The sequence below is a fragment of the Psychrobacillus sp. FSL K6-2836 genome (genome assembly GCF_038003085.1).
Classification (GTDB): Bacteria; Bacillota; Bacilli; order Bacillales_A; family Planococcaceae; genus Psychrobacillus.
Map to the genome: position 1 here is coordinate 3,298,546 of NZ_JBBOOM010000001.1, position 14,910 is coordinate 3,313,455.

Annotated in this window: 16 protein-coding genes and 1 other annotated feature; of the genes, 15 read left to right on the forward strand and 1 reads right to left on the reverse strand. The window is 34.9% G+C overall.

Annotated elements, in window-relative coordinates; translation table 11 throughout:
• Window positions 1–96: 96 nt before the first annotated feature.
• Window positions 97–366 (forward strand) — a binding site (T-box leader).
• A 99-nt stretch (window positions 367–465) separates the two neighbouring features.
• The 10 genes from lysS to MKY37_RS15875 all read left to right on the forward strand — a co-directional run bounded on the left by lysS (window position 466) and on the right by MKY37_RS15875 (window position 10,597).
• Window positions 466–1,926, forward strand: a complete 1,461-nt coding sequence (lysS, locus tag MKY37_RS15830; protein WP_340778620.1) for a lysine--tRNA ligase — start codon at window positions 466–468, stop codon at window positions 1,924–1,926.
• 361 nt (window positions 1,927–2,287) lie between these two features.
• Window positions 2,288–2,683 carry a hypothetical protein gene (locus MKY37_RS15835; protein WP_340778622.1) on the forward strand — a complete coding sequence of 132 codons (396 nt, stop codon included), beginning with the start codon at window positions 2,288–2,290 and terminating at the stop codon, window positions 2,681–2,683.
• A 156-nt stretch (window positions 2,684–2,839) separates the two neighbouring features.
• Window positions 2,840–3,337: a DinB family protein gene (locus tag MKY37_RS15840; protein ID WP_340778623.1), complete on the forward strand. Its 498-nt coding sequence runs from the start codon at window positions 2,840–2,842 to the stop codon at window positions 3,335–3,337.
• 237 nt (window positions 3,338–3,574) lie between these two features.
• A complete protein-coding gene (locus MKY37_RS15845; protein ID WP_340778625.1) occupies window positions 3,575–4,132 on the forward strand; it encodes a DUF5412 family protein in 558 nt (185 codons plus the stop codon).
• A 1,327-nt stretch (window positions 4,133–5,459) separates the two neighbouring features.
• Complete coding sequence (locus tag MKY37_RS15850; protein WP_340778626.1) at window positions 5,460–6,467, forward strand: ZinT family metal-binding protein; 1,008 nt, start codon at window positions 5,460–5,462, stop codon at window positions 6,465–6,467.
• A gap of 82 nt (window positions 6,468–6,549) precedes the next feature.
• Complete coding sequence (locus tag MKY37_RS15855; protein WP_340778627.1) at window positions 6,550–8,094, forward strand: metal ABC transporter solute-binding protein, Zn/Mn family; 1,545 nt, start codon at window positions 6,550–6,552, stop codon at window positions 8,092–8,094.
• Window positions 8,095–8,113: 19 nt separating this feature from the next.
• Window positions 8,114–8,830 (forward strand): metal ABC transporter ATP-binding protein, encoded by a 717-nt coding sequence (locus MKY37_RS15860; RefSeq protein ID WP_340778629.1) that lies wholly within the window; start codon window positions 8,114–8,116, stop codon window positions 8,828–8,830.
• Window positions 8,791–9,465, forward strand: a complete 675-nt coding sequence (locus tag MKY37_RS15865) for a metal ABC transporter permease (protein WP_340779957.1) — start codon at window positions 8,791–8,793, stop codon at window positions 9,463–9,465. Before MKY37_RS15860 ends, MKY37_RS15865 begins: the two co-directional genes overlap by 40 nt.
• A 742-nt stretch (window positions 9,466–10,207) precedes the next feature.
• Window positions 10,208–10,423: a hypothetical protein gene (locus MKY37_RS15870; RefSeq protein WP_340778630.1), complete on the forward strand. Its 216-nt coding sequence runs from the start codon at window positions 10,208–10,210 to the stop codon at window positions 10,421–10,423.
• Between the two features lie 51 nt (window positions 10,424–10,474).
• Window positions 10,475–10,597 (forward strand): hypothetical protein, encoded by a 123-nt coding sequence (locus MKY37_RS15875; protein ID WP_340778631.1) that lies wholly within the window; start codon window positions 10,475–10,477, stop codon window positions 10,595–10,597.
• Window positions 10,598–11,020: 423 nt separating this feature from the next.
• Here MKY37_RS15875 and MKY37_RS15880 read toward each other — a convergent pair whose 3' ends face one another.
• Window positions 11,021–11,863: an SDR family NAD(P)-dependent oxidoreductase gene (locus MKY37_RS15880; protein ID WP_340778632.1), complete on the reverse strand. Its 843-nt coding sequence runs from the start codon at window positions 11,861–11,863 to the stop codon at window positions 11,021–11,023.
• A gap of 132 nt (window positions 11,864–11,995) precedes the next feature.
• On the opposite strand from MKY37_RS15880, the gene MKY37_RS15885 reads away from it, so the two are divergent.
• From MKY37_RS15885 to MKY37_RS15905, 5 genes are all read left to right on the forward strand, one after another.
• Window positions 11,996–12,355 (forward strand): MerR family transcriptional regulator, encoded by a 360-nt coding sequence (locus tag MKY37_RS15885; protein WP_340778633.1) that lies wholly within the window; start codon window positions 11,996–11,998, stop codon window positions 12,353–12,355.
• Window positions 12,356–12,984: 629 nt separating this feature from the next.
• A complete protein-coding gene (locus MKY37_RS15890) occupies window positions 12,985–13,398 on the forward strand; it encodes a CPBP family intramembrane glutamic endopeptidase (RefSeq protein ID WP_340778634.1) in 414 nt (137 codons plus the stop codon).
• A 280-nt stretch (window positions 13,399–13,678) separates the two neighbouring features.
• On the forward strand, window positions 13,679–13,885 hold the full coding sequence (locus MKY37_RS15895) for a helix-turn-helix transcriptional regulator (protein ID WP_340778635.1): 207 nt from the start codon (window positions 13,679–13,681) through the stop codon (window positions 13,883–13,885).
• 44 nt (window positions 13,886–13,929) lie between these two features.
• The gene (locus MKY37_RS15900; RefSeq protein ID WP_340778636.1) at window positions 13,930–14,334 is read left to right on the forward strand and encodes a hypothetical protein; all 405 of its coding nucleotides are present in this window, start codon (window positions 13,930–13,932) and stop codon (window positions 14,332–14,334) included.
• A gap of 73 nt (window positions 14,335–14,407) precedes the next feature.
• Window positions 14,408–14,887 carry a YjdJ family protein gene (locus tag MKY37_RS15905; RefSeq protein WP_340778637.1) on the forward strand — a complete coding sequence of 160 codons (480 nt, stop codon included), beginning with the start codon at window positions 14,408–14,410 and terminating at the stop codon, window positions 14,885–14,887.
• Window positions 14,888–14,910 lie beyond the last annotated feature (23 nt).

Below are 14,910 nucleotides of genomic sequence, written 5' to 3' on the forward strand. Positions count from 1 at the left end.
CTGCGGTTTAGTTGAACAAGAAAATTAACCCTATAATATACGTATTGACATTGACTTAATCATTTCTTTAGGCTAATGTATTTATAATTAATAGAATATTCGGCTATGATGAGAAGAGTAATTTTGATTCTTTATTTCCAGAGAGCTCCTGTAGGTGGGAAGGAGTAATAATGATCTTTATGAAAAAAGGCTCAGAGCTTCGCACGGATCTAAGATTGATTGCTTAGTGATACTGCGACGGGATCTCCCGTTAAAGAGATAGGGTATAATCAATTACTATTAAATTGCCGTACCCGAAGAGGTTGATATGGCGACATATCAATAAACTGAGGTGGTAACACGGAGCTATAAACTCTCGTCCTCAAGATGAATAATCTTGGGGGTGGGAGTTTTTTTGTTGTTTAGAAATATGAATCCGAATTATAAAAATTTAAAATACAAACTATAGGAATGGAGTGCAATAGAGTGAGTAATGAACAAACAACCCTTAGAATAGAAAAATTAGAGACTTTAAGATCGCAGGGGGTACCAGTATATCCTGAAAGATTTTCGACAAACTACGAACTTTACAAAGCATCTTCACTTGAGGATGGAACATTAGGGGTTCGAGTTGCAGGAAGAATCATGGGGATTCGTCAGTTTAGTAAATTTAGTTTCATCACAATTTCAGACATTCAAGGTAATTTACAACTTCTTCTGAAAAAAGAAGAGATTGGGGACCAAGCTTTTAATGATTTCATCGACTTTTTTGATATAGGTGATTTTATTGGTGTTGAAGGAAATATGTATTCTACGAACACGAACGAAAAAACGCTCCGTATCGAAAATTATGTTTTGCTTGGAAAAGCTTTACACACACTACCAGATAAATGGCATGGATTAAGCAATATTGACACCCGTTATAGACAACGTTATTTAGATTTAATGATGACAAAGGAAACGCAAAATCGCATGTTAATACGAACAAAATTAGTGCGGGCAGTTCGTAGATTTTTAGAAGAAAAAAACTTCTTAGAAGTAGAAACACCTGTGTTACAACATACTTCCTCTGGTGCTTTAGCAAGCCCATTTAGAACTTATCATAACTCGTTAGATACGGAATTAAATTTACGAATTGCACCAGAGACCTACTTAAAAAGACTAATTGTAGGTGGTTTTACAAAAGTATTTGAATTTGCTAAATGCTTTAGAAATGAAGGAATTAGTCCTCAACACCTTCAAGAATTTACAATGGTTGAAGGCTATGCAGCTTATTGGAACTATGAGGATACAATGGAACTCATGCGTGAAATGATTTTATATGTGCTTCAACAAACATTTAATACAACAATTATTAGTATAAAAGGACAAATGATTGATTTTTCATTAGAGTGGAACGTTGTTTCATTTAGGGATTTAATTCTAAAAGATACGGGTATTGATATTGATTTGTATCCAGATGTAAAAGACTTATATTATGAAACAAAGCAAAAAAACATTTATTTAGAGCATGAGAATGTAGAGACTTTAGGTAGAGGGAATTTTATTGATCTTCTATATAAAAAAATGTGTCGTCCACAATTAATAAAACCAACATTTTTAATCAAACACCCTATTGATTTATCACCATTGGCAAGAGCAAATGATGACAATTCAGCAATTACAGATCGATTTCAATTAGTAGTGAATGGTGCTGAGATTATCAATGCTTATTCAGAATTAGTTGATCCCATTGAACAAAGAAAACGTTTAGAGGCACAAGCCATTCTGAAAAGTGGTGGCGATTCAGAAGCAATGGAAATGGATGAAGACTACATATTAGCTATGGAATATGGTTTGCCTCCGATTTCTGGTTGGGGATTTGGGATTGAACGATTGTTAATGGTACTTACGGATAGCGATACAATTAAAGATTGTGTTTTATTTCCATTAACTAAAAAACTATAATTACTCAAAAAATAATGTTCAATACTTTGTCTAAATTGAAAGAAGAACATAAAAATGAAACTTACTCAAATTATAACTTTTACAATAAGCGCATTCGTTTCACTGGTTTTACTCATTTTTTGTTTTTTGAGGAAATTATTATAAACCACCATTTTTTAGCAGAACAAACAAGTTTTTTTCTTGATAGTTTAATTAACTTTATAAAGGTTTTTTATGAAAATAAAAGAAGTATATAACAAAGATATAATAGACCCTAATTGTAAATATTGCTCTAACCGAACAGAAAAACCTTTAACTCACAAATAGTGTTATTGAACTCCCATGAACAAAAAATTAAGCAATTTTATTAGGAGGTGGATTTATGTTCAATTATTCTCGTAACAAATGGGTAGTTTGGTTGGTTATATTTTTCTTAATAGTAGGTTTTTTATTTTATTTATATTTTGAGGAAGGAAAATCTTATAAAAATAGTGCAATGATTTTTGAAATTGAAAAGAAAGAACATCATATTGAACCAGGAAAATATATGAAAATGTGGGTTGTAGGATTTAATGCTAATGATAGCAGTCCTAATAAAGAGAGATATAAAATAATGATTAAGGACTCAAGAATATATAATCTGTTAGAGGAAGGTAATGAATACTTTGTAAATATTCAAGGTGTAAAAAAGAGGAATCAATCAGAATATATATATACTTTTGGTCAATTAGGTTTAGTTGATGGAACACAATTGACTGGAGAAGGAAAAATTGAATAATTAACCAACGGATGCTTTACTTGAAGATTATTGAGCTACTAAGAAGACTTGTATCTTATTGAAATAACGGTACAGTTTAGTTGAACAAGAAGGAGTTTAGATAAGTAAATCGAATTAGTATATATAAAAGGAGATATTAAATAGGGGGGGAATAAAATGGATGTAAAGACACTTTTGTTGCACCAATGGGCAAGTTGCTTAGATGAAGAAGACTGGTTTCCACCACTTGAAAAAGTGCTAGAGGATATTACTTTTGAACAAGCAATTTGGAAACCAGCTGATGATTCGGCAATGAATTCTATTTGGGAATTAGTTTGTCATTTACTTTTCTATGAAAAGAGATTTCTGATGCGATTTCTTGGTGAAACAGCGAATGAACCACAGGCAGAAAATAATAAATCTACATTTCGGTTACCAACTGAGACGTTAGAAAATTGGAAGGAAACAAAACAAGAATACTTTTATATTCATCGTGAACTTGGAAAAATACTAGCAAAATCAGAACATGAAGATTTGTATAGACAGATTCCAGGAGAAGATAATTCATTAGTGCTTGAACTAAAGAGTTTAGCATTACACGACGCATATCATATTGGGCAAATTGTATTCCTAAGTAAAATGCAAGGAGCTTGGCAAGGGAAACGCAGCATTTAAAAAAACTTCCTTGGCTTTACAGTTATCCATTATAGGGCACTTTAATGAAATAAGATTGGGAACGTCCAAATCGGATGTTCCCTATGAATCTTTAAATTTTTAAACTCTGTAAAAGCAATTTTTTCTAGTTAGACAACACTTTTTCCTAATTGAACTAGGTAGTTTACTTGAGGAAAAATATTGTAAAATTATAAGTATTTGCTATAAATTTCCGTTGAACTCAAGAATGGGGGGATTATGATTTTAATTTTATTTGGTTTCTTGATTTCTTTCATTACCGTTATATTATTTTTGTTTTTATGTGCAAAGATAATAATTTCTTTCATTAAAAAGAAACCATTTCCTAAAAAATTACTAATTGCATCGTTGTCTGGGGTTGTACTGGTGTCTTCAATCTATATATATGAAATGTACTTTTTTACATTTAGTGAAATTGATAGAGAATTCACCCAAATGGGACCTGGACCTATAAAATCACCCGCTGAAGAATATACAGCAAATGCTTATTACGAACCTTATGGTGGCGCAGCAGGTGGTGTAAATGTATGGGTTGAAATCATAAATAATAATGAGGAAAATAGTGTTCAAACTGTTTATTATAGTGATGCAAAAAGCAATTTTTCTATGAAATGGATGGATGAAAATACGTTGTATATTCTAAATGACGAACCTGATTATCCAAATTCAAATAGAAGTATCGAATTAGAAATCGGTAAAGAGATTTATCACGAAAATGGTTTGGCTTGTAAAAGTTTGTTAATGAAAGACGAATATGAAACTTGCTACCGAAAATAATACTTATTGCACAACGGGTGCGGCTGGGCAAGAACCCCAAAACAGCATTTTTCTCTGTGAGAAAAATGCTGTTTTTTTTGCTGTGCACAAAATTGATTTCCATTCCAGGGACGCTTTCCACGGGCGTGGACTGAGCCTGTAGTCTCAGGCGTCACGCTATTCCCGTAGGAGTCTCCCCTCCATTTCAATCAATTTGCATGTTAGTTTAACAAAAAGCCATTAAATTGGGAAAAATAAATGTATATTGTGCCTATCGGTTTTTTTATAACTTTTCTTATGTCAACAATCACGGGATTACTTTTAATGTTTAAGCTGAGAAAGAAGGATAAGTATAACGTTGTAACTGGAACTATTTCTTTGGGGACTGGAATTTTTTCTTTAATAGTCTGCATATTTTTTTTGTAATGATTTCTTCAAGATTTTAAGGAATGCCACTGAAAAAAATAGTAAGTCTGAATTATGATTTTTCACTAACCGTTGCTTTAGTTAAACATGCCATTATTTCGATGCAATCGGTAACTTCAATGGAATAATTTAAACAGAAAAGGATCAAAACTTTTTACGAAGTTTGTACAGTCATATAAATCAACTCGTTTTGATCAATCTTTTTTCAAAACGGGTTCTTTCTATTTGCCATAAGTTATGGGTTCATGAGTTCTTTTTGAACAACATTTATTCCTAAGCTATATGTTGTTGAAGACAAAAAAGTCGTGAACTAACTTAAAAAGTGTCAATCAGCAATTATGTAATGATGAACAGGTAAGACCCAATCCCATAAGGATTGGGTCTCAGACTGTAGACATACTCAATTTTTGGTGCATAGAGTTGTATACTAAAATCGGCAAGGACCACCACTTCGCTTTCCGTGGGCTTGGCTTCAGCCTCCTCGTCACTGCGTTCCTGCGGGGTCTTCTGCTCAAGCTGTTCCCACAGGAGTCTTCGTGGTGGTCCTTGCCTTATAAACAACACCTTAAAGGTTTCCACTATATATACTTTTATTTAGATAAAGCAACCTCATTAAAGATATTTATTATTACTCATAGCAGTTTATAAAAATACTTCTGTCGTCAAGCTAAGACCCAATCCCATAAGGATTGGGTCTTTTATATAATAAATTCTATTTCGAAACTACAGTGAACTGTTAATGAGATTGAGGGAGGTAAAGCAAGAGTACTTTAGATTGTCTCTATCTATGGTTGATTTCACCAAATGAGAATTATCCTAGAAAAGCAGAATGTGTACTTAAATTTTTCTTGACAGAAGATAAGAACTAATGTTAAGTTTTAAATCGTAATCATTACTATTTATAAAAAGGGAGGAATAGAAAATGAAGAATCAGATAATAACCGGATTAGGTTTATTGTTATTGATCCTTGCTCTAGTAGCATGTCAGTCAGAAGAAATACAAAGTAGTAGTGCAGTTGAACAGAAGATTGAAGAAACAGATACAGACCGGGAACATGATCATTCAGAAAGTGCTGAAAATAATAATGGTGAAGTTCCGGAAGAAGTAATAATTGAAGGAATTGCTGATCATTATCATACTGGAGATGCATTAGAGCTAACCGCAGTCCTAGAAAAGGGTGCTGAGAGTGACCATTGGCACTGGTATAGTAGAGAGAGCAGTAGCGAAGAGTGGGAAATCGTTTCAGGGCAAGAAACAGCTAACTTTACTGGGGAAGCAACAAGTGACGGAACAGAAATAAAGGCTGTGTTATTTGGTGATGACCATGAACCGGCAGTTCAGTCGGCTCCTGTTAAGGTAGTTATTGATGATCATCACGGCCACGATGAAGAAACTAAACAAATCTATAATGGCTATTTTGAAGATAGCCAAGTTAAAGAACGTGAATTATCAGATTGGGATGGCGACTGGCAGTCTGTTTATCCGTATTTAGTATCAGGGGAGTTAGATGAAGTATTTGCGCATAAAGCTGAAACCGGCGATATGACAGAAGAAGAATACAAAGAATACTACACAGAAGGATATGTAACCGACGTGGATCGTGTCCTTATTGAAGAAGGCACCGTTACTTTTTTTGATGGGAAGGAAGAGTACTCAGGAGAGTATGCTTCTGATGGCTATGAAATTCTTACCTATGAAAGAGGAAATCGAGGAGTACGTTTCATATTTGAACGGACGAGTGGATCGGAACAGGCACCTCAGTACATACAGTTCAGTGACCATAACATCTTTCCGATTAATTCTCACCATTTCCATTTATATTGGGGGGATGACCGAGAGGAATTGTTGAAAGAAGTAACTCACTGGCCAACATATTACCCTGCGGATTTAAATGCTGACGGCTTAGTACGCGATATGCTGGCACATTAATACCAATAGTGCCTTTAGATAATAATCTAAAAACAATGCTAAATAAATAGATTTAGAGCATTGAAAAAAGGAGAAAAAATTCATGAAGAACCCCTGGCTAACTACATTATCACTTGGTTTAATTTCTGTTGCTGTTCTTGCCGGGTGTAGTCAAGCAGACGGAGAAAGCGATTCTACTGAGCAGCTTTCTGTCGTCACATCGTTTTACCCAATGTATGAGTTTACAAAACATGTAGCAGGAGATCGGGCGGATGTTTCATTAATGGTCTCATCTGGCCAGGATGCCCACCATTATGAACCAAGCGCACAAGATGTTGCTAAAGTAAATAAAGCGGATGTTTTTGTCTATAGCAGTGAAGAAATGGAGCATTGGGTGAGTAGTTTATTGAATACTGTTGAAAACAAAGACTTAATCATCGCACGTACCGCAGATGGTAAGGATTCAACTGACTCTCATGATCACAATTCTAATGATGAAGAGGGATATACATCAAATACTCTTCAGAGTTTAACGATCAAAGGAGTTGCAGGACATTATCACACAGGCGATACCATCGAATTGAATGCAGAGTTAGATAAAGCAGTGGATTTGGAACACTGGCATTGGTATACAAGGGGAAGTTCTGCTGAAGAATGGGAAGCTGTATCCGGGCAAGGTGGGTCCACCTTCGAATTTGAAGCGGCAGGAGAAAGTTTTGAAGTGCGTGCTGTGCTCTTTGACGATGACCACAGGGAGTATGCCCAGTCGGAATCGGTGGAAATCATTATTGATAATCATACAGAAGAAGCTGGACACAAGCATGAACAGAAAAGTGATGACGCAGCTGGGGTGCTGACAATCAGTGGACTGGCAGACCATTACCATACAGGGGATACTGTCACACTCAGTGCCGAGGCGCAAGAAGAAACAGAATATAATCATTGGCACTGGTATACACGTGAAAGCGTAGGAGACGAATGGCAAACGGTGGCCAATCAAGAAACGAATCTCTTTGAATATAAAGCTGAAAATGGAAGTCTTGAAGTGAAGGCTGTATTGCTAGATGACGAGCATGGCACTTACGCTGAATCAGAAAGTGTGTCAGTGATAATTGATGATCACGAAAATGAAGATCCCCATATTTGGTTGGATTTGGTTTTAGTGCAAGAGCAAGTGAATATAATTCGCGATGCACTTATTGAAGCAGATCCTGAAGGACAGAGCGTCTATGAAGAAAACGCCAAAGCCTTCAATGAAGAAATTCAGGCTTTGCACAAAGAATATGAAACGGCTCTTGAAGGGGCAGAAAATCGTATTTTTGTAGTACAGCATCAGGCGTTCGGATACATCGCTAAGCGCTATGATCTGGAACAGATTGCCATTGGTGGCTTATCTACAGAAGTCGAACCGAGCCCTTCTCGCATTGCAGAAATTGGAGATCTAGTTGAACAGTATAATGTACCAGTAATTTACTATCAGCAAGGAGCCAACTCAGCAATTGCGGAAACCGTTGCTAAGGAAACTGGGACAGAAACGGCAGTCTTATATGACTTAGAAGTATTATCTGAGGAATTGCAATCTCAAGATCTCGGTTATGTAGATGCGATGCGTGAAAACTTGGAAGCATTACAATTAAGTATTCAATAAAGAGAAAGGTCGCTTACTTATGCACTATATTGACGTAAAAAATTTGGTCTTCCGATACGAAGAGGAACCATTGCTTGAAAATATTTCATTTGAAGTGAATGCAGGAGATTTTGTTATGCTGACAGGAGAAAATGGAGCGGCGAAGACGACGCTACTCCGAAATATACTTGGCTTATTAAAACCTTCGAAAGGAAGTGCCCAGCTCTCACCTAAAAACTTTCGTGGAGAGAAGTTGATCGTCGGATACGTCTCACAGCATGTTTCAGCTTTTAATGCAGGATTTCCAAGCACTGTTTTGGAACTTGTACAATCCGGCCGTTACCAAAGAGGGAAATGGTTTAAAAGGCTTGATCAGACAGACAAGGAACATGTGCATCGTTCACTAGAATCTGTCGGGATGTGGGAGATGCGGCATAAAAAGATAGGAGAACTGTCGGGTGGACAAAAGCAACGTATTTCGATTGCTAGAGTGTTCGCAACAGATCCTGATCTTTTCATATTGGATGAGCCGACGACTGGGATGGACACACGTTCCCGGGAGGAGTTCTATCAATTATTAAAGCACAATAGCGAGAAGCATGCTAAGGGAATTTTAATGGTTACACATGATCATGAAGAAATTCGTCATTACGCAGATAAACATATTGAGCTGGTGCGAAAGGAGGATTCCCCGTGGAGATGTTTTTCCATGGATTCATGCAAAGAGCTTTCCAAGCCACCTTCCTTATCTCAATAATCGCACCAGTGTTGGGTTTGTTTCTAATTTTACGCAGACAGTCTTTGATGGCAGATACCTTATCTCATATCTCTCTAGCAGGAGTAGCATTAGGATTACTAATTGGCATAAATCCAACTTTGACTAATATTTTAGTAGTAGTGCTAGTGGCCGGCCTGTTAGAATACTTGCGGCAAATCTATCGAACTTATTCAGAAATTTCTATTGCGATTTTAATGTCTGTCGGAATGGCATTAGCATTGGTCTTGATGGAATTTAATGATAACGGTGCTACCTTGAGCATAAATCAGTTTTTATTTGGTTCTATTGTTACCATTAGTGTTCTACAAGTATGGGTGTTGCTGGGACTGACTGTTATTATTGCTTTCATGTATCTCCTATTTCGAAAGCCTATGTATGTACTTACTTTCGATGAGGATACGGCCTTTACAGCAGGTCTGCCTACCAAAACAATGTCAATTTTGTTTAATGTGCTAACAGGTGTCACGATCGCAGTAATCATGCCGATTGTAGGAGCTCTACTCGTCTCGGCGATTATTGTATTACCTGCTGCGATCTCGTTGCGGCTAAGTAAAAGCTTCAACGGTGTCATTTTAATTGGTATTGTAATTGCCTTATTTGGTATTGTGGTGTAGTTCACATTAAGAAAGACATTGGATTACTAACTATAATGTAAAAGCCTTAAAGTACAATTGGATAGGTTACCAACTATAATGTTCATGGACAGTTGATTTCCGGTTAAATATTATAGATAATAACTTTCCATTAAAGTAGGTTGCTGATATTTATAAGAGATTTTATTGAATTCATATAAAAAAGTGTTAAAATCACCTCTCTAGTTTTTCTGAGAGGTGATTTTTTATTGGATATTTATATTAAAATAGGTTTACTACAATAGAAGTAATGCATTTTTCTTCTTCAAATAACAGCTCAAGATAGTCGAAGAAATAGTGAAAGTTTGGGAGATACTAATGCCAGAAAATTAAAGTATTCAGCTCTGATAATCGCCGTCCAATTGTCGAATGACTAATCGACTTTAATCCGATTTCTTCTTAAAACTTTGGTTTAGAACAAAGTAATAATAATCGACGTACTAACATATCATTCAAAGAATCTATAGGTTTTTCCCATTGCGAAAGTTACTTAGCTTTGGACGCTGATACTCTAAAAATAATAAAAATATTCAGAAATATGTTGACATTCAGAAATAAGTGATGATATCCTATAGTAGTTAGATATTCAAATTAGAAATGGAGGTACGGAAAATGACTACATTTAGAACTTTAAAAAATAATCGTATAGTGATTTCGTGCCCAACCGCTAATTATTTTTTTGTAAATAATTAATACGGACGGCATGTTATGCCGTTCTTTTTCTATGAGCACACGCTTATGTAAAGAAGCGTGTGCTTTTTTGTGTGCATTTTTAGAAACTTTGGTGTTTTCACGCATTGCGTGTTGCATATATAAACAAAATAACAAGAAAAGGAGTGCTGGTGATGATGATCATGAAACAGCGAAGAAAGTTATTAAAAAAGGAATATCTCGAAAGTGGATAGCACCGGTTGGGGAAAGAAAAACCCCGGTTGACTAAAATGATGCTATTAGTTTAATCGGTAAAATAATAAATGAAGGAGGAAAAAAAATGATGATACCAAAAAATAGTGGTAAGCAGATTAATAAATTTGTAGGTAAAAATAAATTGGAGTTGCCAACACATTACTTAGGTGAAAAGTGGCTAACAGGAATGGTGCTAGCCACACCTTAACAATATAATTGGACTTCTCCTTAAGGAGAAAAATAATGTTTTCGATTAACGATATAGAATATACAAAGCAACGGATGGCTGACTTGGAAAAGGAAGCAAGACAATATAAATTAGGACATAACTACCTAACTAGAAAAAAGAAAATCCAAAAATCTTTTTTGAAAAGAGTCTTGAGTTATTTTACACTCGTAAAATTAAAATAACTTTCAGAATTGGTAACGATAAGTTGACATAAAGTGAACCTTTAATCAGTGGTGGTATTACTGCCAGTTAATGCGGGATTAAGAATCCCATTGAATTCGCTACGTCGCTAGGGACGCCCCTCGCCATGTGGCTACCTTAGGTTAGCTTTCTCTAATCTATAAAGAAATGAACTATAATAAAAAGGCTGTCGAGAAAGTTTCGACAGCCTGCTTGTCTTAATTATAGTGGCAAAAATTCTTTTTCATAGACAGATTGTACTTGTAATAAAACTTTGGGTGCATGCTGTTTAAATTTGAACACAGCAGGCATTCCTTTTGAGACATACAATCCAGCTTCATTCGGGGACCTCTCTAACCCAGCAAACAACCTGCTTGCCCCTACACTAGGATGCGGACCAAACAAACGTATGAACGGCTGCATGATCAATGGCAAACCTCCATTTCTACCCTTTCGCATTGTATTGTTATTGCCTGGATCAATGCTGATAATTGTCACACCCTCTCGCTTTAGTTCTGGTGCCAATGCATGTGTCCACAAAGTGATTGCCAACTTCGTCGATGCATAGGGGCCAATCAGTTTCTGAAATTTAGGCGGGTTTGACAATTCTTCCGGCACGAAAGATTTTTTAAAATTAAACGCATCTGAACTAGTTTGGATAACGATAGCCGGTTTTCCCCTTTTTAAAAGATCAAGCAGTTCCATTGTGATGATAAAGGGAACCACTGTCTGAATTTCATAATGCAGTTCACGTCCTTGTGGTGAAAAGCGGAGTTTCGAGAAACTGCCTCCAGCATTATTGAAGAGAGCATCCAACTTCGTTTCTTTCTCCTTTATTTGCATCAAAGTAGATTTAAGTTGCGTAAAATCAGATAAATCGGCATTATAAATACGGGTATCTCCTTGACTGATTTTTTGTTGGAGCTTTAGCTCTTCCTTTGGAAATTCAGAGCGGATTAAAGCAGCAACTTCCCACCCGTTCTCGATTAATTTTTTCGTAAGTTCCAGTCCTATTCCGCTGTTCGCTCCTGTAACAAGTGCTGTTTTTTTTTCTGACATTAACATTATATTTACCTCCTATTAGTGAATGACTGTAGTATAAAACATGGAGCTAACTTTAGGTCAATAGTAAAGAATCTGCTTGACCTGGAGTTGACTTCATGTTTTATAATTTATCTATAAGAAGGAGGCAGACGTATGTATAGCATCAAACAGGCTAGCACTCTTACCAGGTTGAGCATTGATACAATAAGATATTATGAAAAAGCTGGATTGCTTCCAAATATTAAACGGCTTCCGAATGGACATCGGGTCTTTTTACCATCCGATATTGAACGGTTGCAACTGATCCTCTGTATGAAAAAGGCAAGTCTTAGTTTAGAAGAAGTGAAATTATATCTTGATATTGCTGAAACAAGTAATATGACTCCTGAAATGATCACAAGCATGCTCCAACATAAGGAAAAAGTAAAAAGTCAAATGACTCAATTACAGACTGTTTTGGATTTTATCGATGAAAAAATAGCTGAAGGAACATGGCTAAAGAAGAAAGCTTAAAAATGATATGTCTCTGTTCGCTTCTCCGCTTCAAACGAAGACCATGCTTTTGACAGTAACAATTCCATTCACCCTAAAATAGTAATGTTAAAAGGATTCTTGCCAATTTAATAGAATTATAGACATAGGGTGTATTTTTATTAAAGGGCAGGTTAGTTTAATAAGGATGTAGAAGTGATTATTTCTAATGCGATTTTTGGTGTTATTTAAGGAGTTGCAATATTAAGGAATAATAAATAGCCCTTATTCAACTATTAGGTAGGATTATTGAATATAAATATAGAAATAGAAAAGGAAAGAAAAGGATGGTGGTATAAATTAAAATTTTTCTAAAAATTATAGGTTTAGAATTATTAATAATTTTCTTCTTCACAGTAAATGGAGCTTTTTCAACACTTACTAGTCCTTCAAATGTTCTCTTGCAGTATGTTGGGCTCGTGCCTTTAGCGGGTGGAGTTTACTTTTACCTTCTAAAAACAAAAAAATGGAGAGCTTATTTTACTAGGGACAAACTAATTCCCTTAAAGACTACAGTCTTACTCTGTTCCCCGTTATTATTAGTTTTAGCCCTTTTGTTTATTGGGAACAGTGGGATAGATATTTCCTCGTTTAACAAATTACTTATGATATTGGGTACACAAATAATGATCGTTGCTTTCATAGAAGAGATTATCTTTCGAGGATTTATGCTTAATATACTTATATCCAAGGGAATTAGGTCGGCAGTTCTAACTTCAAGTTTGCTCTTTGCTCTAACTCACTCCTTACAACTTCTTGGTGGGCAATCTCTTGAAACTACTATTTTACAAATTACGTATGCATTCTTTATTGGGATGGTTCTTTCTTTATTGATTGTTAATCAACAATCTATTATTGTTGCTATTGTATTTCATGGTCTTAATAATTCACTTATTATAATGGGAAAAGATAACGATTCATCAATTTATACATATATAATTATATTACTAATGATAATATATACTGTGTTTTTATGGATCCGAGCATTAAAATTTGATGGAGTAATGGCTATCAAATCCTCCTAATGAAGTAATGAATGATTTTTTGAATGCTTTAAACGAACATGCAAACTATAAATTATCGATTGTTATTGAAAAATAGTGGGTAAATATAGTGGAGAGCTTGTGAATCAATGTACTTAAATCAACGGGTGCTTTAGTTAAACAAGTGGCTGCCTATAATGGTAGCTTTTTCTTGTAACGCAGCAGTTTAGTTTAACAAAGAGGTGTAAGGTTTACTTGCCAAGTGAACCTTTTATTTATAAAGTGGGTGTAAGGTTAACCTTACATGAAGCGAGGAATATCAATGATAAATAAAGTAAAGGAATTACGGGAATTCTACGGACTAACTCAGGGGCAATTGGGAGAAAAAGTAAATGTCTCGCGTCAAGCTATCAATGCAATTGAGAAGAATAAATTTGATCCATCAATTTGGTTAGCATACGATTTAGCAAAACTTTTTAATAAATCAATTGAAGAAATATTTGATTTTGAAGGGAGTAAAAGAAAATGACATTATTTAAAAATCCTTTTACTAATATCATTTTTATAATTTTTATGTCCGTAGTCTATTCTTTCATTTTTATTTTCACTTCTGATCATATTGAATTCTTAGGTTTACTCTCACACACCCAAACACTAAATTCTCCATTTTGGAACGAATGGTCAGATTTTATAAAAGCGGGAAATATGAAATTTATTGGATATTTCATAATAGGTTTAACTGTCATTATTCTACTGTGTATGACTATAAAGAGAACTACAAACTACGATGAATACCAGTTGAGTATATTAAATAGGTGTTTTATTGCAGCAGGTTTTATATCTATCGTAATGGTACCAGTAGTTATGGTTATGCTTTTAAGTGATCCTAATTATGCGATAGAGACTATTTTTTTGTTCGCATCTGTACAGTGGGTCAGTGTAATTGTTTTATATTTGATTTACGTTATTAGAAATTAAGTAGAAAGATACTGGAACAGAAAGTAATTTAAGCCGTCTTGGTAACAAATAGAATTTACTAGGAGGACAAAAATTGTATAGGTATATGTTGCAATTTATCGTTGGAATCTTAACTTTAGTTGTATCAACATTTATAGCTTGGTATGAAGGAAGTACAATAACCAATAATTCTTTGGAATGGGGGTATTCAACACCATTTACCAAGTTATTTAACATTGAGATTACGAATGGTCGTGATATTAGTCAACTTGATTATTTTGTTTATGCAGCTAAATTTCATCCACTATTCCCAGCTATTATGATAGTTAGTACATTGTATATTTTGAGTGTAGTTGGTTATCTTTTAATAAAAAATAAGTCTAAATGGACTATAGGATTTTGGGCATTATTAAGTTGTATTATGATATTATTTAGTGGTTTTATTTTTAATTCACCAACCATTGGCGGAAGGATTTTATTTTGGATTGCTTTAGTATGTGGACTTATTAGTATAGCAGTTGCAGTCTTCGTGAGCTTAAGAAATTTCAAGAACAAGGTGACCATTGAATTATAACAATGTGAAAATTTTCACTTAAA

What these genes read in the sequence shown, in the direction of transcription:
- MKY37_RS15835 (WP_340778622.1), top strand. Translation starts at nt 2,288, where the DNA reads ATGTTCAATTATTCTCGTAACAAATGGGTAGTTTGGTTGGTTATATTT.
- MKY37_RS15840 (WP_340778623.1), top strand. Translation starts at nt 2,840, where the DNA reads ATGGATGTAAAGACACTTTTGTTGCACCAATGGGCAAGTTGCTTAGAT.
- MKY37_RS15845 (WP_340778625.1), top strand. Translation starts at nt 3,575, where the DNA reads ATGATTTTAATTTTATTTGGTTTCTTGATTTCTTTCATTACCGTTATA.
- MKY37_RS15850 (WP_340778626.1), top strand. Translation starts at nt 5,460, where the DNA reads ATGAAGAATCAGATAATAACCGGATTAGGTTTATTGTTATTGATCCTT.
- MKY37_RS15855 (WP_340778627.1), top strand. Translation starts at nt 6,550, where the DNA reads ATGAAGAACCCCTGGCTAACTACATTATCACTTGGTTTAATTTCTGTT.
- MKY37_RS15860 (WP_340778629.1), top strand. Translation starts at nt 8,114, where the DNA reads ATGCACTATATTGACGTAAAAAATTTGGTCTTCCGATACGAAGAGGAA.
- MKY37_RS15865 (WP_340779957.1), top strand. Translation starts at nt 8,791, where the DNA reads ATGCAAAGAGCTTTCCAAGCCACCTTCCTTATCTCAATAATCGCACCA.
- MKY37_RS15870 (WP_340778630.1), top strand. Translation starts at nt 10,208, where the DNA reads ATGAGCACACGCTTATGTAAAGAAGCGTGTGCTTTTTTGTGTGCATTT.
- MKY37_RS15875 (WP_340778631.1), top strand. Translation starts at nt 10,475, where the DNA reads ATGATGATACCAAAAAATAGTGGTAAGCAGATTAATAAATTTGTAGGT.
- MKY37_RS15880 (WP_340778632.1), bottom strand. Translation starts at nt 11,863, where the DNA reads ATGTTAATGTCAGAAAAAAAAACAGCACTTGTTACAGGAGCGAACAGC.
- MKY37_RS15885 (WP_340778633.1), top strand. Translation starts at nt 11,996, where the DNA reads ATGTATAGCATCAAACAGGCTAGCACTCTTACCAGGTTGAGCATTGAT.
- MKY37_RS15895 (WP_340778635.1), top strand. Translation starts at nt 13,679, where the DNA reads ATGATAAATAAAGTAAAGGAATTACGGGAATTCTACGGACTAACTCAG.
- MKY37_RS15900 (WP_340778636.1), top strand. Translation starts at nt 13,930, where the DNA reads ATGTCCGTAGTCTATTCTTTCATTTTTATTTTCACTTCTGATCATATT.